Annotated in this window: 19 protein-coding genes and 5 tRNA genes; 8 read left to right on the forward strand and 16 right to left on the reverse strand. The window is 52.9% G+C overall.

Going from position 1 to position 19,897, the window contains the following annotated elements:
- Positions 1-41 precede the first annotated feature (41 nt).
- The 15 genes from luxS to mltB form a co-directional block, all read right to left on the reverse strand.
- Positions 42-557, reverse strand: a complete 516-nt coding sequence (gene luxS, locus FDW87_RS19620) for an S-ribosylhomocysteine lyase (RefSeq protein WP_016154160.1) — start codon at positions 555-557, stop codon at positions 42-44.
- A 149-nt stretch (positions 558-706) separates the two neighbouring features.
- The gene (gene gshA, locus FDW87_RS19625) at positions 707-2,263 is read right to left on the reverse strand and encodes a glutamate--cysteine ligase (RefSeq protein ID WP_016154161.1); all 1,557 of its coding nucleotides are present in this window, start codon (positions 2,261-2,263) and stop codon (positions 707-709) included.
- 77 nt (positions 2,264-2,340) lie between these two features.
- On the reverse strand, positions 2,341-2,769 hold the full coding sequence (locus tag FDW87_RS19630; protein ID WP_047358814.1) for a YqaA family protein: 429 nt from the start codon (positions 2,767-2,769) through the stop codon (positions 2,341-2,343).
- Positions 2,766-3,332 carry a fructose-1-phosphate/6-phosphogluconate phosphatase gene (yqaB, locus tag FDW87_RS19635; RefSeq protein WP_049270940.1) on the reverse strand — a complete coding sequence of 189 codons (567 nt, stop codon included), beginning with the start codon at positions 3,330-3,332 and terminating at the stop codon, positions 2,766-2,768. Before yqaB ends, FDW87_RS19630 begins: the two co-directional genes overlap by 4 nt.
- Positions 3,333-3,581: 249 nt before the next feature.
- A tRNA-Arg gene (locus FDW87_RS19640) sits at positions 3,582-3,658 on the reverse strand.
- Positions 3,659-3,850: 192 nt separating this feature from the next.
- Positions 3,851-3,927 (reverse strand) — tRNA-Arg (locus FDW87_RS19645).
- A 192-nt stretch (positions 3,928-4,119) separates the two neighbouring features.
- Positions 4,120-4,196 (reverse strand) — tRNA-Arg (locus FDW87_RS19650).
- Positions 4,197-4,287: 91 nt separating this feature from the next.
- A tRNA-Arg gene (locus tag FDW87_RS19655) sits at positions 4,288-4,364 on the reverse strand.
- A 3-nt stretch (positions 4,365-4,367) separates the two neighbouring features.
- A tRNA-Ser gene (locus FDW87_RS19660) sits at positions 4,368-4,460 on the reverse strand.
- 336 nt (positions 4,461-4,796) lie between these two features.
- On the reverse strand, positions 4,797-4,982 hold the full coding sequence (csrA, locus tag FDW87_RS19665) for a carbon storage regulator CsrA (protein WP_000906486.1): 186 nt from the start codon (positions 4,980-4,982) through the stop codon (positions 4,797-4,799).
- 238 nt (positions 4,983-5,220) lie between these two features.
- Positions 5,221-7,848 carry an alanine--tRNA ligase gene (gene alaS / locus FDW87_RS19670; RefSeq protein ID WP_016157306.1) on the reverse strand — a complete coding sequence of 876 codons (2,628 nt, stop codon included), beginning with the start codon at positions 7,846-7,848 and terminating at the stop codon, positions 5,221-5,223.
- Between the two features lie 128 nt (positions 7,849-7,976).
- Positions 7,977-8,477, reverse strand: coding sequence for a recombination regulator RecX (gene recX / locus FDW87_RS19675; protein ID WP_016154165.1), 501 nt, complete (start codon positions 8,475-8,477; stop codon positions 7,977-7,979).
- A 69-nt stretch (positions 8,478-8,546) separates the two neighbouring features.
- Positions 8,547-9,611, reverse strand: coding sequence for a recombinase RecA (recA, locus tag FDW87_RS19680; protein ID WP_016154166.1), 1,065 nt, complete (start codon positions 9,609-9,611; stop codon positions 8,547-8,549).
- Positions 9,612-9,703: 92 nt separating this feature from the next.
- Positions 9,704-10,201, reverse strand: coding sequence for a nicotinamide-nucleotide amidase (gene pncC, locus FDW87_RS19685; RefSeq protein WP_016154167.1), 498 nt, complete (start codon positions 10,199-10,201; stop codon positions 9,704-9,706).
- A gap of 191 nt (positions 10,202-10,392) precedes the next feature.
- Positions 10,393-11,472, reverse strand: coding sequence for a lytic murein transglycosylase B (gene mltB / locus FDW87_RS19690; RefSeq protein ID WP_170975122.1), 1,080 nt, complete (start codon positions 11,470-11,472; stop codon positions 10,393-10,395).
- 265 nt (positions 11,473-11,737) lie between these two features.
- On the opposite strand from mltB, the gene srlA reads away from it, so the two are divergent.
- The 7 genes from srlA to gutQ all read left to right on the forward strand — a co-directional run bounded on the left by srlA (position 11,738) and on the right by gutQ (position 16,702).
- Entirely contained in the window at positions 11,738-12,301 is a 564-nt protein-coding gene (srlA, locus tag FDW87_RS19695) for a PTS glucitol/sorbitol transporter subunit IIC (protein WP_016154169.1), read from the forward strand.
- The gene (locus FDW87_RS19700; RefSeq protein ID WP_016157309.1) at positions 12,298-13,269 is read left to right on the forward strand and encodes a PTS glucitol/sorbitol transporter subunit IIB; all 972 of its coding nucleotides are present in this window, start codon (positions 12,298-12,300) and stop codon (positions 13,267-13,269) included. Before srlA ends, FDW87_RS19700 begins: the two co-directional genes overlap by 4 nt.
- Positions 13,270-13,282: 13 nt before the next feature.
- Positions 13,283-13,645 carry a PTS glucitol/sorbitol transporter subunit IIA gene (gene srlB, locus FDW87_RS19705; RefSeq protein ID WP_016157310.1) on the forward strand — a complete coding sequence of 121 codons (363 nt, stop codon included), beginning with the start codon at positions 13,283-13,285 and terminating at the stop codon, positions 13,643-13,645.
- Between the two features lie 17 nt (positions 13,646-13,662).
- Positions 13,663-14,442 carry a sorbitol-6-phosphate dehydrogenase gene (gene srlD, locus FDW87_RS19710; RefSeq protein ID WP_003037345.1) on the forward strand — a complete coding sequence of 260 codons (780 nt, stop codon included), beginning with the start codon at positions 13,663-13,665 and terminating at the stop codon, positions 14,440-14,442.
- 98 nt (positions 14,443-14,540) lie between these two features.
- Positions 14,541-14,900 carry a transcriptional regulator GutM gene (gene gutM / locus FDW87_RS19715; RefSeq protein WP_016154172.1) on the forward strand — a complete coding sequence of 120 codons (360 nt, stop codon included), beginning with the start codon at positions 14,541-14,543 and terminating at the stop codon, positions 14,898-14,900.
- 70 nt (positions 14,901-14,970) lie between these two features.
- Positions 14,971-15,744, forward strand: coding sequence for a DNA-binding transcriptional repressor (locus FDW87_RS19720; RefSeq protein WP_003037350.1), 774 nt, complete (start codon positions 14,971-14,973; stop codon positions 15,742-15,744).
- Positions 15,737-16,702, forward strand: coding sequence for an arabinose-5-phosphate isomerase GutQ (gene gutQ / locus FDW87_RS19725; RefSeq protein ID WP_016157311.1), 966 nt, complete (start codon positions 15,737-15,739; stop codon positions 16,700-16,702). Before FDW87_RS19720 ends, gutQ begins: the two co-directional genes overlap by 8 nt.
- Here the strand turns inward: gutQ and norR are convergent.
- Positions 16,699-18,216 (reverse strand): nitric oxide reductase transcriptional regulator NorR, encoded by a 1,518-nt coding sequence (gene norR, locus FDW87_RS19730; protein WP_137380087.1) that lies wholly within the window; start codon positions 18,214-18,216, stop codon positions 16,699-16,701. The genes gutQ and norR overlap by 4 nt on opposite strands.
- A gap of 190 nt (positions 18,217-18,406) precedes the next feature.
- On the opposite strand from norR, the gene norV reads away from it, so the two are divergent.
- Complete coding sequence (norV, locus tag FDW87_RS19735; protein WP_016154175.1) at positions 18,407-19,855, forward strand: anaerobic nitric oxide reductase flavorubredoxin; 1,449 nt, start codon at positions 18,407-18,409, stop codon at positions 19,853-19,855.
- Positions 19,856-19,897 lie beyond the last annotated feature (42 nt).

Raw genomic sequence — 19,897 nt, forward strand, 5'->3', positions numbered from 1 at the left:
GCCGAGGTTAATTTAAATACTGGAACAACTAATCAGTATGACTAAATATGCAGTTCCTGCAGTTTCTCTTTCGGCAGCGCCAGCTCTTCATTGCTGTTAACGCGTACATCATGCTCCAGAATATGACGTGCGATATCCTGTGCTTCGCTAAGAGAGTGCATCTGATACGTGCCACACTGGTAAACGTTCAGCTCCGGGATCTGGTTTTGATCCTGCACTTTCAGCACGTCCGCCATCGCCGCTTTCCACGCGTCGGCAACACGCTGCTCGTCTGGCGTACCAATCAGGCTCATGTAAAAGCCAGTGCGGCATCCCATCGGAGAGATATCGATAATCTCCACGCCGTTGCCGTTGAGATGGTTACGCATAAAACCTGCAAACAGGTGTTCCAGCGTGTGGATACCTTTCTCAGGCATCACTTCTTTGTTCGGAATGCAGAAACGCAGATCAAACACGGTGATTGCGTCGCCATGCGGGGTGTTCATCGTTTTTGCAACCCGGACCGCGGGAGCTTCCATCCGGGTGTGATCGACAGTAAAACTATCTAACAACGGCATTTAGCCACCTCCGATAAATTTTTTGAAAATAATCTGAACTCTTTGTTCCGGGGCGAGTCTGAGTATATGAAAGACGCGCATTTGTTATCATCATCCCTGTTTTCAGAGATGAAATTTTGGCCACTCCCGAGTGGCCTTTTTCTTTTGTATCAAGCGTGCTTTTCCAGCCACACGCTAAACGGCTCAGTATCAGCCGCTTCGATCTCCTGCTGACGACGCTTTGAAGCCTCGGTTTCAGCAATAAATTCCGCTTCCTGCAATATTTCTAACGGCTCTTCACGCAGCAGATTTCGGTAAGCCTCACCCAGCGCTTTACCCGTGCCGCCAATGCCTTCATCAATCATAGACCGTAGGATGCGGGCAGAGAAAGTCAGTTCTGGGTTGTCAAAACAGGCAACCAGTTCATCACAGACCTTTTGATACTCCTCTCCCCCATCGATGCTGTCCAGCGTTTGTGCCACGCGTTTCAGATCACGGAACAGATCTTTCCCTACCTTAGGCAGCGGGAACTGGGCTGTTTCACAGCCAATACCTAACGTCAGCCCAGGCTTACGACCTTCGAGAATCACACGATTCCAGTTTTTACGCGTACACAGCAATTCATCGCTGCTCATTTCCGGGGCATCGGCCAGCGCACACCAGACCATAAACAGATCGAGGAAACGCACCTGCTGCTCGTCCACGCCGATCGGTGAGAACGGGTTGATATCCAGTGAACGAACTTCGATGTACTCAATACCGCCACGCAGAAGCGCGTCAGAAGGCGTTTCGCCACGACGAGTGACGCGTTTCGGGCGAATAGGCGCATACAGCTCATTTTCAATCTGCAGAACGTTGCTGTTGATTTGCAGACGCTTACCGTCCTTCTCCAGACCGATCGCCGCGTACTCCTCGGAAGGGGTTTTAATCGCGCGCTTTAATCCTGCCACATACTCATGCAAATCGTTAAACGTAATTCCGAGATTGCTTTGCGACTTATTGGTATAGCCCAAATCACTCAGACGCAGCGACGTCGCATACGGCAGGTAATACATCCCACAGTCGGTTTTTTCAAACGGCAGGGTTGTCGGTTTTCCTTGCAGGAAAGAGGAACAAATGGCCGGAGAGGCGCCAAACAGATACGGGATCACCCAACCAAAACGGTAGTAGTTGCGGATCAGACGGAAGTAACCCGCGGAGATCTTCTCTTTAGCATCTTCGCCGTCCGTTACGCCACATTTCGCCTGCCAGAAAGCCATCGGCAATGAGAAATTGTAGTGTACGCCGGAGATAGTCTGCATCAACGCGCCGTAACGGTTTTTGAGGCCTTCACGGTACAGCGTTTTCAGACGACCAGTATTCGACGTACCGTACTGCGCCAGTTCGATATCCTGACCTTCGGCAATATAGCAAGGCATGCTCAACGGCCACATACGCTCGTCGCCCAGGTTCCTGGCGGTATACCGATGCAGGTCGCGCATGAACGTGAGCATTTTCTCAATGTCGTCGCCTGGAGGCGTGATAAACTCCAGCAGCGCTTCGGCAAAGTCAGTGGTTATCCATTTATGCGTTAGCGCTGAGCCTAACACCTCAGGATGGCCTGTCGTTGCTAATGACCCATCTGCATTAACGCGCAGCGTTTCGCGCTCCAGCCCACGTTGAATCCCCTTTAACGCCTGAGGATGGTTTTCCAGCCAGGCCAGCGCCTGTGATACGTCCGGGATCAAATTGACCTCCCGCCTGTCAAAATCGTTTTAATTAGCATAATGGTATTGGTTACCCTGAAGGCTATCTCACAACACAATTAGTGCCACCACATAATGCCTTGCGTCGTAACCGCTGCGACAACTATATAGCGCAGCGCCTTGCCAAGGCATAAGAAAAAAAGTACTGGACCCCACGAGATGCGCATCCATCCAGCTAACAGGCACAGTAAATCACCCACAACCGGCATCCAGCTTAATAATAGTGTGACAGCGCCATAGCGCCGCAGCCAGCCAGTGGCTTTTTCTTGCCAGCGCGATGTTTTACGCAATGGAAAGAAACGCCCAAGGATAACGTTAGTTAACCCTCCAAGGCTATTACCCATTGTTGCTGTTAAGACTAAGACCCAGGGATGACTTACCCCAGAGACCAGCAAAGCAACTAAAACAACTTCAGAATTGCCGGGTAATAGCGTAGCGCTGAGAAAACTGCTGGCAAACAGTGACAGGAGCGATAGTCCATCACTCACAATAACCGGACATCCACCGCGTCCATTCCTGCGGCACGCGCCGCCTGCAGTCCAAAATCGGCATCTTCAAATACGACACAGCGCGCCGGAGCAACACCCATACGTTCGGCACAGAGCAAAAACGTATCAGGAGCAGGTTTATGGTGTTGTACGTGATCGGCTGCGACTACAGCATCAAAATAGCGACGCAGCCCAAGGTGTGCGAGCAGAGCTTCCGCAATCGCGCTTTCACTCCCCGTACCTACCGACATAGGACGACGACCATGCCAGGCTTTCACGACATCAACCAATGGCAAAGGCTGGACGCTATCCAGCAGCATGCTTCTCACCTTGTCGGTTTTTTCACGCGCCAATGCATGAGGGTCAAGATCGGCATGATTCAATTCAATTACCGACTGGGCAATACGCCACGTTGGGGAGCCATTGAGGGCGACCATGGCTTGTTCATCAAAACGTAATCCATAATGCCCCAATACCTCATGCCACGCCTTACGGTGCGTTGGCTCGGTATCCAGGATGGTGCCATCCATATCAAAAATCAAACCCGCATAACGTTCGTACATCGTCTTCTCACAAGCCGAATGACCAGACGTTATTTTATCGTAATTGATTGATTTTGTCGCTGACAGCGAATTAAGGGGTGTTCCGGGAGTATGTGGAAATGATTCAAAGGAGAGAAGATAGTGCATCCGGGAGGATTACTCGGCTGCGCCTCGCCCTGGGGCCGTTGCTGAAGCAACGTTATCATCCCTGGTGCTCACGATTATCTCGCAGACCATGAAACAACAGTGTTGCTGTTATCTCGGAGAAGATGGTGCATCCGGGAGGATTCGAACCTCCGACCGCTCGGTTCGTAGCCGAGTACTCTATCCAGCTGAGCTACGGATGCATCAGGGAAACTTGCTTTACTGCAGACTTGATGTCGCTGCTAAAGCGCTATCAAGTAAGATGGTGCATCCGGGAGGATTACTCGGCTGCGCCTCGCCCTGCGGGCCGTTGCTTAAGCAACGTTATCCTCCCTGGTGCTCGCGATTATCTCGCAGACCATGAAACAACAGTTTTGCTGTTATCTCGGAGAAGATGGTGCATCCGGGAGGATTCGAACCTCCGACCGCTCGGTTCGTAGCCGAGTACTCTATCCAGCTGAGCTACGGATGCATCGGGAAACTTGCTTTACTGCCGATATTGATATCGTAATGAGCGATATCAAGTAAGAGATGGTGCATCCGGGAGGATTACTCGGCTGCGCCTCGCCCTGTGGGCCGTTGCTGAAGCAACGTTATCCTCCCTGGTGCTCACGATTATCTCGAAGCCCATGAAACAACAGTGTTGCTGTTATCTCGGAGAAGATGGTGCATCCGGGAGGATTCGAACCTCCGACCGCTCGGTTCGTAGCCGAGTACTCTATCCAGCTGAGCTACGGATGCATCAGGGAAACTTACTTACTGCAGATTTGATATCGCTGCTAAAGTGATATCGATTTTCTGTAACAACGCTAATGCGCTATTGCAGAGAAGATGGTGCATCCGGGAGGATTCGAACCTCCGACCGCTCGGTTCGTAGCCGAGTACTCTATCCAGCTGAGCTACGGATGCAAATGGCGGTGAGGCGGGGATTCGAACCCCGGATGCAGCTTTTGACCGCATACTCCCTTAGCAGGGGAGCGCCTTCAGCCTCTCGGCCACCTCACCAACACGCCTCTTGCGAGTGCTTCGAAGAACTTGTTTCTGCTCATCGTCGCTGCGTGGCGCACATATTACTTTCTGGGACTTATAAGTCAAACAATTTTTCCAGCGCTTTTATCGTTTGCACATTTCACGCGCAATTAGTCTGCAAAAACGGCAAAAAGAGTGTTTTATCAACAGATAAATTGGCAATTTCCTGAGGCAATGAACAAACGGAAAAATCGCAGGGAAAGGCAATACGCGGATGAGAATCGAAAAAATGAGGAAGACGAAGAAGAAAAGAGAAGAAAAGGGATAATTCAATCAGGTTGCGCCTCACCAGAAAGGTGAGACGCGAAAACCTTAGTAACTGGACTGCTGGGATTTTTCAGCCTGGATACGCTGGTAGATCTCTTCACGATGGACAGAAACTTCTTTCGGGGCGTTTACGCCAATGCGCACCTGGTTGCCCTTCACCCCTAAAACTGTCACGGTGACCTCATCGCCTATCATGAGGGTCTCACCAACTCGACGAGTCAGAATCAGCATTCTTTGCTCCTTGAAAGATTAAAAGAGTCGGGTCTCTCTGTATCCCGGCATTATCCATCATATAACGCCAAAAAGTAAGCGATGACAAACACCTAAGTGTAAGCAGTCACGGCATCACATTCTGTTAAACCTAAGTTTAGCCGATATACACAACTTCAACCTGACTTTATCGTTGTCGATAGCGTTGATACAAACGCTGCGGATTGAAGTCCGCAGCGTCGACTTACGCTTATAATTATTACAGTTTTGCGCTGACCCAGCCTTTCACACTGGCTAACGCTGCTGGCAGAGCCGCAGCATCCGTACCACCGGCTTGCGCCATGTCCGGACGACCACCACCCTTACCGCCTACCTGCTGAGCGACCATTCCAACCAGCTCCCCTGCTTTCACGCGATCTGTCACGTCCTTAGACACACCCGCAATCAGAGAAACCTTACCTTCCACTACCGTTGCCAGAACGATAACGGTAGACCCCAGTTGATTTTTCAGATCATCAACCATGGTACGCAACATTTTCGGCTCAACGTCCGCGAGTTCGCTGACCAGCAGCTTCACGCCATTGATATCAACCGCTTTGCTGGAGAGATTTGCACTCTCCTGCGCCGCAGCCTGTTCCTTCAATTGCTGCAATTCTTTTTCGAGTTGACGCGTACGCTCCAGCACGGAACGAACTTTGTCACCAATATTCTGGCTATCGCCTTTCAGCAGCTGCGCAATATCGCTTAAGCGATCGCTCTCAGCATGCACGGTTTGGATAGCGCCTTCACCGGTCACAGCTTCAATACGACGAACGCCCGCCGCAGTGCCTGACTCAGACACAATACGGAACAGACCAATATCCCCCGTACGGCTGGCATGAGTACCACCACACAGTTCGGTAGAGAAATCACCCATGCTCAGAACACGCACGTGGTCGTCATATTTCTCGCCAAACAGCGCCATTGCGCCTTTGGCTTTCGCCGCTTCGAGATCCATGATGTTCGTTTCAATCGGCAGATTGCGACGAATTTGCGCATTAACCAGATCTTCAACGGCACGGATTTCAGCAGGCTTCATAGCTTCAGTATGAGAGAAGTCGAAGCGCAGCACTTTATCGTTAACCAATGAGCCTTTCTGTGCCACATGCGTGCCCAGTACCTGGCGCAGCGCCGCGTGCATCAGGTGCGTTGCGGAGTGGTTCAAGCGAATGCGCGCACGACGAGCTTCATCAACATCAGCCTGTACTGCATCGCCAATTTTCAGAGAACCCGCAGACAGCTTACCGATGTGACCAATCGCCTGGCCATATTTCTGCGTGTCGCTCACGGCAAACGCGAAGCCTGCGCCTTTCAGTTCACCCTTGTCGCCAACCTGACCACCAGATTCCGCATAGAACGGAGTCTGATCCAGTACGACAACTGCGTCCTGGCCTGCGTTAATTGCGTCTACCGCTTTACCATCAACAAACAGCGCGGTCACTTTGCCATTCAGTTCCAGGTGTTCGTAGCCTTTAAATTCAGAGGCGCCATCAACACGAATCATCGCATTGTAGTCTGCGCCAAAGCCGCTGGCTTCACGCGCGCGACGGCGCTGTTCTTCCATTGCGGCTTCAAAGCCCGCCTCGTCAACCTTAATGTTGCGCTCGCGGCAAACGTCCGCCGTCAGGTCAACCGGGAAACCGTAAGTGTCATACAGACGGAATGCGGTTTCGCCATCCAGTGTATCACCGGACAGTTTTGCCAGTTCTTCATCCAGCAGCGCCAGACCACGCTCCAGTGTACGCGCAAACTGCTCTTCTTCGGTTTTCAGAACCTGCTCAACCATAGCCTGCTGACGCTTCAGTTCTTCACCTGCGGAGCCCATGACGTCCACCAGCGGACCAACCAGCTTGTAGAAGAAGGTATCCTTCGCGCCCAGCATGTTGCCATGACGTACCGCGCGACGAATGATACGACGCAGCACATAACCACGGTTTTCATTCGACGGGACAACGCCATCGGCAATCAGGAATGCACAGGAGCGGATATGGTCAGCGATAACGCGCAGCGACTTGTTGCTCAGATCGGTCGCGCCGGTGACTTTCGCCACGGACTCAATCAGTGAACGGAACAGGTCGATTTCATAGTTGGAGTTAACGTGTTGCAGCACGGCCGCAATACGCTCAAGGCCCATACCGGTATCCACGGACGGCTTCGGCAGCGGTTCCATGGTACCGTCAGCCTGACGGTTGAACTGCATGAAGACGATGTTCCAGATCTCAATGTAGCGATCGCCATCTTCTTCTGCGCTTCCCGGAGGGCCACCCCAAATGTGGTCGCCGTGGTCGTAGAAAATTTCGGTGCACGGACCGCAAGGGCCGGTATCACCCATCTGCCAGAAGTTGTCGGAAGCATAAGCCGCGCCTTTGTTATCACCGATACGGATGATACGTTCGCGCGGAATGCCGACTTCTTTTTCCCAGATTTCATAGGCTTCATCGTCAGTTTCATAGACGGTGACCCACAGACGCTCTTTTGGCAGGGCAAACCAGTTTTCACCGGTCAGCAGTTCCCATGCGTATTGAATAGCATCATGTTTGAAATAATCGCCGAAGCTGAAGTTGCCCAGCATTTCGAAGAAAGTATGGTGACGTGCAGTGTAACCGACGTTTTCCAGGTCGTTGTGCTTACCGCCCGCACGCACGCAACGCTGCGAGGTGGTTGCGCGGGAATAATTACGCTTGTCGAGGCCAAGGAACACATCCTTGAACTGGTTCATCCCGGCGTTGGTAAACAACAAAGTAGGGTCATTGTTCGGTACCAGGGAGCTGCTGGCAACTACCTGATGTCCTTTACTATGGAAAAAATCGAGAAACGCCTGACGGATCTCAGCGGTGCTCTTGCTCATAATTATCCTGAAGAAATCAAGCTAACGAAATGTCATTACCAGCATCGGCACGTAAACTGCGCCTCTGGCAATCGAAAAGTGGGAATAAGATAAGTTTTCTTTACTGGGAAGTAAAATCCCGTATGCGCTCAATCGTCAAAATTTCGCCATATTGCCTGAATATCTTCCATCAGATAGCCACGGTAGAGCAAAAAGCGCTGGACCTTTACCTTATCTGAAAAATCTACAGGTAAAGGTTCTCCGTATTTACGAATGGCCTGCGCGCGCGCAAGTGCTGCCCAGTCAATTTCGCACTCGCGCATGGCTCGTTCAACGGCTTCCCGCGAAATCCCTTTTTGGTTTAATTCCTGACGCACACGCGCGGGTCCATAACCTTTACGGCTACGGCTGGAGATAAACTGCTGAACAAAGCGGTCATCATCCAGATAACGACTTTCAATACACCAGGCGATGACCTTGTCGTAATCCTCCGGCGTTGCATCAATGTCTTCCGGTCCATTTTTTCCCATCACCGGAGCGGCCAGCTTACGCCGCAGTTCCTGCTCGCTGTGATCGCGCATCGCCAGTATACGTACAGCGCGGTCAAGAAGTCGGGAATAAGCGGAGCGGCGGGAAGTTGCTTCTGTCATAGTGAGCCTTCAGAAATGGAAAAGGGCTGCATCGTATGCAGCCCTTCTATGTGCGATAACGTCAGATTATCAGAAATCTTCGTTCGTTTCTTTTACATCTTCACCGCTGTCATCAACAGAGAAGTCTGGTTTTGAATCCGGGTTATTGAGCAGTAACTCGCGTACTTTCTTCTCAATTTCCTTCGCCGTTGCCGGGTTTTCCTTCAGCCAGTTAGTGGCATTCGCTTTACCCTGACCAATTTTCTCACCGTTGTAGCTGTACCATGCACCGGCTTTTTCAATCAGCTTCTCTTTCACGCCCAAATCAACCAGTTCGCCGTAGAAGTTGATACCTTCACCGTAAAGAATCTGGAATTCAGCCTGTTTGAACGGCGCGGCAATTTTGTTTTTCACGACCTTAACACGGGTTTCGCTACCAACCACATTGTCGCCTTCTTTCACCGCGCCAATACGACGGATATCCAGGCGAACAGAAGCATAGAATTTCAGGGCGTTACCACCGGTGGTGGTTTCCGGGTTACCGAACATAACACCAATCTTCATACGGATCTGGTTGATGAAAATCAGTAGCGTGTTGGACTGCTTCAGGTTACCGGCCAGCTTACGCATGGCCTGGCTCATCATACGTGCCGCAAGGCCCATGTGAGAGTCACCAATCTCGCCTTCGATTTCTGCCTTCGGCGTCAATGCGGCAACGGAGTCGACAACGATAACGTCAACCGCACCGGAACGCGCCAGCGCATCACAGATTTCCAGCGCTTGTTCACCGGTATCCGGCTGAGAGCACAGCAGGTTGTCGATATCAACGCCAAGCTTGCGCGCATAGACGGGATCCAGTGCGTGTTCCGCATCGATGAACGCACAGGTTTTACCTTCGCGCTGTGCGGCAGCAATAACCTGCAGGGTCAGCGTCGTTTTACCGGAAGATTCAGGCCCGTAGATTTCAACGATACGGCCCATTGGCAAACCGCCCGCGCCCAATGCGATATCCAGAGAAAGCGAACCAGTGGAGATGGTTTCCACATCCATGGAACGGTCTTCACCCAGGCGCATGATGGAGCCTTTACCGAATTGCTTTTCGATCTGACCCAGCGCTGCCGCCAACGCTTTCTGTTTGTTTTCGTCGATAGCCATTAATTACTCCTGTCATGCCGCTTTCGGGTTAAACCGCGAAACGTGATAGATAATGTTCTGTTGGGGCAATTATACTGTATGCTCATACAGTATCAAGTGTTTTGTAGAAATTGTTGCCACAGGGTTTGTAACGCGTAGGCGGTCGCCTGTCGACGTACCGCATCGCGATCGCCGCTGAAGCATTCCCGGCGAGTAATCCCCTCGCCGCTCGCGCTGGCAAAAGCGAACCATACCGTCCCCACGGGCTTTTCTTCACTGCCGCCATCTGGCCCCGCAATACCGCTAATCGAAACAGCGAAATGCGCGCGGGCCGCTTTTAGCGCGCCAATCGCCATCTCCACCACCACAGGTTCGCTCACCGCCCCATGCTGGACCAGCGTCTCTTCGCGCACGCCAATCATCTGCGCTTTGGCTTCATTGCTGTAGGTCACAAACCCGCGCTCAAACCAGGCGGAGCTGCCGGCAATATCCGTAATTGCTTTGGCTACCCAGCCGCCGGTGCAGGATTCCGCCGTCGTCACGGTTGCCCCGCGCGCTTTCAACGCCAGGCCAACCTGCTCGCTTAACTGCATCAGTTCACTGTCGGTCATTTCAGCCTCTGTCAGTTAAAAAAATATGCCGGACAAGATAGCACTTTCATAACCAAGATGGGGATGAGGAGACAATTTTACGAGGGGCATTCAGAAAATAGATAAACCGCATTCAAAAGAGTACCGGATAACGCACCAGGATAGCGTATTCGGTCTACAAGGAATTGCCCCTGTAGACCGATAACAAATGATTACTGCACGCGCGCCAGCGCGACCGCCTGACCCAATTGCCACACGGCCATTGCATAGTGGGTACTGTGGTTATAGCGGGTGATGGTGTAGAAGTTTGGCAGTCCATACCAATACTGATAACCGGTACCGATATCCAGTCGCAGCAGGCTGGCCTGCTGATGATTACCCAGAGACTGCTGCGGCGTCAGGCCTGCGGCGGCAAGCTGAGAAATGCTGTACTGGGTTTTAAAGCCGTTCGCCAGCCCAGGCGCCTGGCCATTCGCCGGAACCGCGACCGTATCGCCTTTCACCCAACCGTGGCCTTTGAAATAGTTCGCCACGCTACCGATAGCATCAACCGGATCCCACAGGTTAATGTGACCATCGCCATTGAAATCAACGGCATATTGTTTATAGGAAGATGGCATAAATTGGCCGTAGCCCATCGCCCCTGCGAAAGAACCTTTCAAATCGAGCGGATCGTCGCTTTCATCTCGCGCCATCAGCAGAAAGGTTTCCAGTTCACCAGAGAAATATTCCGCACGACGAGGATAGTTAAACGACAACGTCGCCAGCGCATCCAGAATCCGCGTTTTACCCATCACACGGCCCCAGCGAGTCTCTACGCCAATAATGCCAACGATAATTTCCGGCGGTACGCCGTAGACCTGCCATGCACGGTTCAGCGCATCTTCATATTGGTTCCAGAAGGCCACACCGTTTTGTACGTTATCCGGAGTGATGAACTGTTTACGATACCGCAGCCATGCACCGTTAGGTCCGGCTGGCGGTTGAGTCGTCGGCGCCTGGCGGTCCATCAAACGCAATACCGAGTCCAGACGCTTGGCCTGCGACAGGATCTCCTGCAACTGCTGGCGGTCAAAGCCGTGCTTGTTCACCATTTTCTCGATGAACTGCTGCGCGTTCGGATTATTGGCAAAATCGCCGCCCGTTTGCATGACATTGTGCTGTGGCTCAAGCAGGAAGCCGCCGGATGGCGTACCCGTAGTCGTTTGAGTCTCTGAAGGTTTAGGTTTGCTGCTACAAGCAGTAAGCAATACGAAAAGGGGAAGTAACGCTACATAACGACGCTTGAACATGAGACATCCATTAAACAAATTCAGCCTGGGAGAAGTATGGTAAAGCATCCTCCGCCACACAAGGAAGCAGTAGTCGCTCTCCTTCACAGAATTTCCCCCCCTCTTGCACTCCTGACCGGCACATTTGCGCGTCTGCACGCACAATCTTTCAAATTAAAATATTTATCTTTCATTTTGCGATCAAAATAACACTTTTAAACCTTTCGATCTGATTAAAATTAGTTACCGTTTGGCAAGATAACTAAAACCCCTACAGGAGAGAATAATGATCGACACCATCACACTCGGTGCTGAGTGGTTTATCGGATTGTTCCAGAAAGGCGGAGAGGTGTTTACCGGCATGGTGACCGGTATTCTGCCTCTGCTGATCAGTCTGCTGGTCATCATGAATGCGCTGATTAACTTTATCGGTCAGCAACGTATTGAACGTTTTGCCCAGCGCTGCGCCGGAAACCCGCTGTCCCGCTATCTACTGCTGCCGTGCATCGGCACATTTGTGTTTTGTAATCCTATGACGCTGAGCCTGGGCCGCTTTATGCCGGAAAAGTTCAAGCCCAGCTACTACGCAGCCGCCTCTTACAGCTGCCATTCAATGAACGGCTTATTTCCCCACATCAACCCCGGTGAGCTGTTCGTCTATCTGGGGATCGCCAGCGGACTGACCACGCTGGGTCTTCCGCTCGGCCCGCTGGCGGTGAGCTATTTGCTGGTCGGCCTGGTGACCAACTTCTTCCGCGGCTGGGTGACCGATTTCACCACCACCATCTTTGAGAAAAAAATGGGCATTCAACTTGAGCAGAAAGTACATCTGGCGGGAGCAGCATCATGACGCGTATTCGTATTGAAAAAGGCACCGGCGGCTGGGGCGGCCCGCTTGAACTGGATGCCGTGCCAGGCAAGAAAATTGTCTATATCACCGCCGGGACTCGCCCCGCAATAGTCGACAGGATAGCCAGCCTGACAGGTTGGCAGGCCGTTGATGGCTTCAAAGAAGGCGAGCCGCCAGAGAACGAAATTGGCGTGGCGATCATCGACTGCGGTGGCACGCTGCGCTGCGGGATCTATCCAAAACGCCGTATACCAACAGTGAATATTCACGCGACGGGTAAATCAGGTCCGCTGGCCCAATATATTATCGAAGATATCTATGTCTCTGGCGTGAAAGAAGAAAACATTACCGTCGTCGGTGAAGCATCCGCTGCGCCAACGCCAGCAAACAGCACGATGGGTCGCGAGTACGACACCAGCAAGAAAATTACCGAACAAAGCGACGGTCTGCTGGCAAAAGTCGGCATGGGAATGGGTTCAGCCGTTGCGGTTCTGTTTCAGGCTGGGCGAGACACTATCGATACCGTCCTGAAAACCATTCTGCCGTTTATGGCGTTCGTCTCGGCGCTGATCGGCATCATTATGGCGTCTGGCCTGGGGGACTGGATTGCCCACGGACTCGCACCGCTGGCCAGCCATCCGCTGGGGCTGGTAACCCTGGCGCTGATCTGCTCTTTCCCGCTGCTGTCCCCTTTCCTCGGCCCTGGTGCGGTCATCGCCCAGGTTATCGGCGTCCTGATCGGCGTACAGATTGGTTTGGGGAACATTCCTCCGCATCTGGCGCTACCTGCCTTGTTCGCCATTAACGCTCAGGCGGCATGCGACTTTATTCCAGTCGGATTGTCGCTAGCCGAAGCGCGCCAGGACACGGTCCGCGTCGGTGTGCCATCCGTACTGGTGAGTCGTTTTCTGACCGGCGCACCGACCGTTCTCATCGCCTGGTTTGTTTCCGGCTTTATTTACCAATAAGAGGCACTCAAAAATGACCGTGATTTATGAAACCACCATCACCCGCATCGGCCAGAGCGCCCCGGATGCACTCTGCGACCAGATGCTAATTACCTTTCGTGAAGGCGCGCCTGCGGATATCGAAGAATTTTGCTTCATCCATTGCCATGGGGAGCTGAACGGCTCTTTGCAGGCAGGGATCCAATTTGAGCTAGGCCAGCATCACTACCCGGTCACAGCCGTTGGCAGCGTGGCGGAACAAAACTTACGTGAACTGGGGCATATCACTCTGCGTTTTGACGGACTGAGTGAAGCGGAATTTCCCGGCACCGTACACGTTGCGGGCCCCGTACCGGACGGTATCGCACCGGGCTGTATTTTGAAGTTTATTGCTTAAGATTGAAGGAGATAAAGATGAATCAGGTTGCCGTTGTCATTGGTGGAGGCCAGACCCTGGGGGCATTCCTTTGCCGTGGGCTTGCGACAGAAGGGTACCGCGTCGCGGTGGTGGATATCCAAAGCGATAAAGCCGCCAACGTCGCGCAGGAAATTAACGCCGAGTTTGGCGAAGGCACCGCCTACGGTTTTGGCGCTGATGCCACCAGCGAACAGAGTGTGCTGGCGCTGTCGCGCGGAGTGGATGAAATATTTGGCCGCGTCGATCTGCTGGTTTACAGCGCGGGTATCGCAAAAGCCGCGTTTATCAGCGACTTTCAGCTTGGGGATTTCGACCGCTCGCTGCAGGTGAATCTGGTCGGCTACTTCCTCTGCGCACGTGAATTTTCACGCCTGATGATCCGCGATGGCGTCCAGGGACGCATTATCCAGATCAACTCCAAATCAGGGAAAGTGGGCAGTAAACACAACTCAGGCTATAGCGCGGCAAAATTTGGCGGCGTAGGTTTAACCCAGTCGCTGGCGCTGGATCTGGCAGAGTACGGGATCACCGTGCATTCACTGATGCTCGGCAATCTGCTGAAATCACCGATGTTCCAGTCATTATTACCGCAATATGCGACCAAGCTTGGCCTTAAGCCAGACGAAGTCGAGCAGTACTACATTGATAAGGTTCCACTTAAGCGCGGCTGCGATTATCAGGACGTGCTGAACATGCTGCTGTTTTACGCCAGCCCGAAAGCCTCTTACTGCACCGGTCAGTCCATTAACGTGACCGGTGGTCAGGTGATGTTCTAAGAAACATGATTGCCCGGTGGCGCTGCGCTTACCGGGCCTACACACATCTGTGTCGGATAAGGCACAGCCGCCATCCGGCAAAATCAAAGGAGCACATTATGGTTTCCGCACTGATTACCGTCGCCGCTATCGCCTGGTGCCTGCAACTGGCGCTCGGTGGCTGGCAAATATCCCGCTTTAACCGGGCGTTTGATCAACTCTGCCAGCGGGGTCGGGTTGGCGTAGGTCGTTCCGGTGGACGGTTTAAACCCCGCGTGGTGGTCGCCATCGCGCTGGATGAACAGCAGCGGGTTACCGATTCGTTATTTATGAAAGGTCTTACTGTATTTGCCAGGCCCGGTAAAATTGCCACGATAATGGGCAAACATCTTGATGATTTACAGCCTGATGTGATCTTTCCCCATGATCCGTTAGCGCAGAATGCACTATCATTGGCGCTTAAACTGAAACATGGGTAATTTCGTTGTGAATGCTAATAGCTTGCGAAATTATCATTTTGCAACCTAATAAGTCAGGGTAATCACGCCTATGAAACCTCGTCAGCGACAGGCGGCCATACTGGAGCACCTGCAAAAGCAGGGAAAATGCTCGGTTGAAGAACTGGCCCACTACTTTGACACAACCGGCACGACCATTCGCAAAGACCTGGTCATTCTGGAGAATGCCGGAACCGTCATTCGTACCTATGGCGGCGTGGTATTAAATAAAGACGAATCCGACCCGCCAATCGATCACAAAACGCTAATCAATACGCATAAAAAAGAGCAGATTGCTGAAGCCGCCGTCCGTTTTATTCACGATGGCGACTCGATTATTCTGGATGCGGGCAGCACCGTATTGCAGATGGTGCCGATGCTCACCCGCTTTAGCAACATCACCGTCATGACCAACAGTCTGCACATTGTTAACGCCCTTTCAGAGCTGGACAACGAGCAAACTATCCTGATGCCCGGCGGGACCTTTCGCAAAAAATCTGCGTCATTTCACGGTCAGCTGGCAGAAAACGCCTTTGAGCAGTTCAGCTTTGATAAACTCTTCATGGGCACCGACGGCATTGACCTCAATGCCGGCGTGACCACCTTTAATGAGGTGTTTAGCGTCAGTAAAGCGATGTGCAATGCCGCTCGCGAAGTGATTCTGATGGCTGACTCGTCAAAATTTGGGCGCAAAAGCCCCAATGTTGTGTGCAGTCTGGAAAGCGTCGACAAGCTGATTACCGATGCGGGTATCGACCCTGCGTTTCGTCAGGCGCTGGAAGCAAAAGGGATTGAAGTGATCATAACCGGAGAAACCAATGAGTGATGCACTACTGAACGCGGGCCGTCAGACGCTAATGCTGGAGCTACAGGAAGCCAGCCGACTGCCTGAACGACTGGGCGATGATTTTGTCCGCGCCGCCAATACTATCATCCACTGCGAAGGCAAAGTGATTGTCTCCGGGATTGGCAAATCAGGCCATATTGGCAAAAAAATAGCCGCGACCCTCGCCAGTACCGGCACGCCCGCCTTTTTTGTGCATCCGGCTGAAGCGCTGCACGGCGACTTAGGGATGATTGAAAGCCGTGATGTCATGCTGTTTATTTCCTACTCCGGCGGCGCAAAAGAACTGGATCTCATCATTCCGCGCCTGGAAGACAAATCCGTCGCTCTGCTGGCAATGACCGGAAAACCGACCTCACCGCTGGGTCTGGCAGCCAAAGCCGTGCTGGATATTTCCGTTGAGCGCGAAGCCTGTCCGATGCGCCTGGCACCGACTTCCAGCACCGTGAACACTCTGATGATGGGCGACGCGTTGGCAATCGCCGTGATGCAGGCTCGCGGCTTTAACGAAGAAGATTTTGCCCGCTCGCATCCGGCGGGTGCGCTGGGCGCTCGTCTGCTAAATAAAGTGCATCATCTGATGCGCCGTGACGATGCCATTCCGCAGGTGACGCTCACCACCAGCGTCATGGACGCGATGCTGGAACTAAGCCGTACGGGTCTTGGCCTGGTGGCAGTCTGCGACGACGAGTCGCTGGTGAAAGGCGTCTTTACCGACGGCGACCTGCGCCGCTGGCTGGTTGGCGGCGGAGCGCTCACCACTCAGGTTAGCGAAGCAATGACCCATAATGGCATTACGCTGCAGGCGCAGAGCCGCGCCATTGACGCCAAAGAGATCCTGATGAAGCGCAAAATCACTGCCGCACCGGTGGTAGATGAAAACGGTAAACTCACCGGTGCTATCAACCTGCAGGATTTCTATCAGGCAGGTATTATCTAATCCTTCAGCCCCAGACGTTTCGCCAGCCGGTGCAGGTTGGCGACGTCTGTTTCCAGCGCCCGCGCACTTGCCGCCCAACTGTGATTATTTTGCGCCAACGCCCGGCGGATCATCTCCCGCTGGAATGACTCCGTTGCCTCACGCAGGTTGCGATGCTGCGGGATCTCCGCAACAACCTCTGCCTGGGGAGCCGGGGTTTCATCCTGCAGGGCAAAATGCTGCGCCTCAAGCACCACTTCATCCCCTGCCCTGGTGGCTCTGGCCAGAACAACCGCCCGGTGAATGGCATGTTCCAGCTCACGCACGTTCCCGGGCCAGCCGTAATTCAACAGATGACTACGCGCGCCGGGACTTAACACCACGCGGGAAAGTCCCAGCCGCAGCCGACATTGTTCGCAAAAATAACCGGCCAGCAGCACCACATCTTCGCCGCGTTCACGAAGGGGCGGTACGGAAAGGGGAAAGACGCTCAGACGGTGGAACAAATCCGCACGGAAATTCCCGGCCAGCACCTCTTCCCGTAAATCACGGTTCGTTGCCGCCAGCACCCGAACATCCACGCGCAGGCTGCGATCGTCACCCACACGCTGAATATCGCCGTACTGCAACACACGTAGCAACTTAGCCTGTAACGCCAGCGAGAGCTCGCCAATCTCATCGAGAAACAGCGTCCCATTGTCAGCCATTTCAAACTTACCGCTACGATTGCTGATAGCCCCGGTAAAGGCGCCTTTTACGTGACCAAACAGCTCACTTTCCGCTACGGTTTCCGGCAACGCCGCGCAGTTCAGATACACCAGCGGATTCACCGCGCGCGGCGAACCTTCATGGATAGCCTTAGCTACCAGCTCCTTCCCGGTCCCCGTTTCGCCGCTAATCAGTACGTTGAGATCGGATCCCGCCACAATCTCAATCTCTTTTTTCAACTGCAGCATATTGGGCGACAGGCCAATCATTTGGGTTTCAGTCACCTGCTCGAAGGCCGTCGACGAGCCCGGCAACATATTCTGGCTTTCCAGTTGTTCAATCAGCAGCGCATTGCTCAGCGCGCCCGCCGCCAGCGCGGCAATCAGCCTAAGCTCTTCATCGCTGAAAACATCGAATTGATCGGGCTCCATGCCATCCAGCGTTAACGCGCCAATCAGATTTTGACCGGCGAACAGCGGTAAGCCAATGCAGGCGTGTACCTTCAGGCTCTCCTGGCCCGGAATCAGCCCATCGTAAGGGTCTGGCAAATCGCTGTCGGCAGGGAAACGAACCACGTCCCCGGCGCGGGCAATCGCCTCCAGACGAGGATGCCCTTCCAGGGTAAAGCGCCTGCCGAGAACGTCCTGCGCCAGCCCATCGATCGCCAGCGGAATAAACTGTCGCGACTCATAGCGCAGCAATGCCGACGCGTCGCACTCCAGCACCTGACGCAAGGTGGTTATCAGGCGTTGAAAACGGTCCTGATGTCCAATACCGCTTTGTAATTCAATGGCGATACCCGCCAGCACTTCTACGGAAAAACTCATGACGACCTCATTGTCATTTTGACAATTCATATTGTCATATTGACAATAAAATGAATAGTCATTTTGACTACCACCTTATAGGCATTAAAAAACAAACCCTTTAAAATCAATAAATAAAAAGTTGGCACGCAACCTGCAATAAGCAAAACATCTTTTTTAGAAAAACGCTGAATTAATTACTGAGGTTGCTATGTCTATTCTGGTTAAAAATAACATTCATTGGGTTGGCCAACGTGACTGGGAAGTTCGTGATTTCCACGGGACTGAATATAAAACGCTGCGCGGTAGCAGCTACAACAGCTATCTCATCCGTGAAGAAAAAAATGTCCTGATCGATACAGTAGACCACAAGTTTAGCCGTGAATTCGTGCAGAACCTGCGCAGTGAAATTGACCTGGCAGATATCGACTACATCATCATTAACCACGCGGAAGAGGACCATGCCGGTGCGCTGACTGAGCTGATGTCCTGCATCCCTGACACGCCAATTTACTGCACAGCCAACGCTATTGACTCTATCAACGGGCACCACCACCACCCGGAGTGGAACTTCAACGTGGTGAAAACCGGCGACTCGCTGGACATTGGCAACGGTAAGCAGCTAATCTTCGTTGAAACACCGATGCTGCACTGGCCTGACAGCATGATGACCTACATGACCGGCGATGCGGTGCTGTTCAGTAACGACGCCTTCGGCCAGCACTACTGTGATGAACGTCTGTTTAACGACGAAGTTGACCAGACCGAACTGTTCGAACAGTGCCAGCGTTACTACGCCAACATCCTGACGCCGTTCAGCCGTCTGGTTACACCGAAAATCACTGAGATTCTCGGCTTCAACCTGCCGGTGGATATGATTGCCACTTCCCACGGCGTGGTATGGCGCGACAACCCGACACAAATCGTTGAAATGTATCTGAAATGGGCGGCTGACTATCAGGAAGACCGTATCACCATTTTCTACGACACCATGTCCAACAACACCCGCATGATGGCGGACGCCATTGCCCAGGGCATCAACGAAGTTGACCCGAACGTGGCGGTGAAAATCTTTAACGTCGCCCGTAGCGACAAAAACGAAGTCCTGACTAACGTCTTCCGCTCTAAAGGCGTGCTGGTTGGTACTTCAACGATGAATAACGTAATGATGCCAAAAATCGCCGGTCTGGTAGAAGAGATGACCGGCCTGCGTTTTCGTAACAAACGCGCCAGCGCCTTTGGTTCACACGGCTGGAGCGGCGGTGCGGTAGACCGTTTGTCCACACGCTTGCAGGATGCCGGTTTCGAGATGTCGCTGAGTCTGAAAGCGAAATGGCGTCCGGATCTGGACGCGCTGGAACTGTGTCGCCAGCATGGCCGTGAAATCGCACGTCAGTGGGCGCTTGCTCCGCTGCCGGAAACAATCGTCAAAACGGCAACCAAAGAGGAAGAGTGCGCCTGTGCCGCTGCGGCTGCCGCTGATCTTGGTCCAAGCATGCAGTGCAGCGTATGCCAGTGGATTTACGACCCGGCAAAAGGTGAACCGCTGCAGGATGTCGCGCCGGGAACACCGTGGAGCGACGTGCCGGATAACTTCCTGTGCCCGGAATGTTCATTAGGTAAAGACGTCTTTGACGTACTGGCAACGGAGGCAAAATGAGCCGCGGAATTGTCATTATTGGTTCGGGCTTCGCCGCCCGCC

Source organism: Citrobacter sp. wls826 (assembly GCF_005281245.1).
Taxonomy (GTDB): domain Bacteria; phylum Pseudomonadota; class Gammaproteobacteria; order Enterobacterales; family Enterobacteriaceae; genus Citrobacter; species Citrobacter braakii.

What these genes read in the sequence shown, in the direction of transcription:
- luxS (WP_016154160.1), bottom strand. Translation starts at nt 557, where the DNA reads ATGCCGTTGTTAGATAGTTTTACTGTCGATCACACCCGGATGGAAGCT.
- yqaB (WP_049270940.1), bottom strand. Translation starts at nt 3,332, where the DNA reads ATGTACGAACGTTATGCGGGTTTGATTTTTGATATGGATGGCACCATC.
- csrA (WP_000906486.1), bottom strand. Translation starts at nt 4,982, where the DNA reads ATGCTGATTCTGACTCGTCGAGTTGGTGAGACCCTCATGATAGGCGAT.
- alaS (WP_016157306.1), bottom strand. Translation starts at nt 7,848, where the DNA reads ATGAGCAAGAGCACCGCTGAGATCCGTCAGGCGTTTCTCGATTTTTTC.
- recX (WP_016154165.1), bottom strand. Translation starts at nt 8,477, where the DNA reads ATGACAGAAGCAACTTCCCGCCGCTCCGCTTATTCCCGACTTCTTGAC.
- recA (WP_016154166.1), bottom strand. Translation starts at nt 9,611, where the DNA reads ATGGCTATCGACGAAAACAAACAGAAAGCGTTGGCGGCAGCGCTGGGT.
- pncC (WP_016154167.1), bottom strand. Translation starts at nt 10,201, where the DNA reads ATGACCGACAGTGAACTGATGCAGTTAAGCGAGCAGGTTGGCCTGGCG.
- mltB (WP_170975122.1), bottom strand. Translation starts at nt 11,472, where the DNA reads ATGTTCAAGCGTCGTTATGTAGCGTTACTTCCCCTTTTCGTATTGCTT.
- srlA (WP_016154169.1), top strand. Translation starts at nt 11,738, where the DNA reads ATGATCGACACCATCACACTCGGTGCTGAGTGGTTTATCGGATTGTTC.
- FDW87_RS19700 (WP_016157309.1), top strand. Translation starts at nt 12,298, where the DNA reads ATGACGCGTATTCGTATTGAAAAAGGCACCGGCGGCTGGGGCGGCCCG.
- srlB (WP_016157310.1), top strand. Translation starts at nt 13,283, where the DNA reads ATGACCGTGATTTATGAAACCACCATCACCCGCATCGGCCAGAGCGCC.
- srlD (WP_003037345.1), top strand. Translation starts at nt 13,663, where the DNA reads ATGAATCAGGTTGCCGTTGTCATTGGTGGAGGCCAGACCCTGGGGGCA.
- gutM (WP_016154172.1), top strand. Translation starts at nt 14,541, where the DNA reads ATGGTTTCCGCACTGATTACCGTCGCCGCTATCGCCTGGTGCCTGCAA.
- FDW87_RS19720 (WP_003037350.1), top strand. Translation starts at nt 14,971, where the DNA reads ATGAAACCTCGTCAGCGACAGGCGGCCATACTGGAGCACCTGCAAAAG.
- gutQ (WP_016157311.1), top strand. Translation starts at nt 15,737, where the DNA reads ATGAGTGATGCACTACTGAACGCGGGCCGTCAGACGCTAATGCTGGAG.
- norR (WP_137380087.1), bottom strand. Translation starts at nt 18,216, where the DNA reads ATGAGTTTTTCCGTAGAAGTGCTGGCGGGTATCGCCATTGAATTACAA.
- norV (WP_016154175.1), top strand. Translation starts at nt 18,407, where the DNA reads ATGTCTATTCTGGTTAAAAATAACATTCATTGGGTTGGCCAACGTGAC.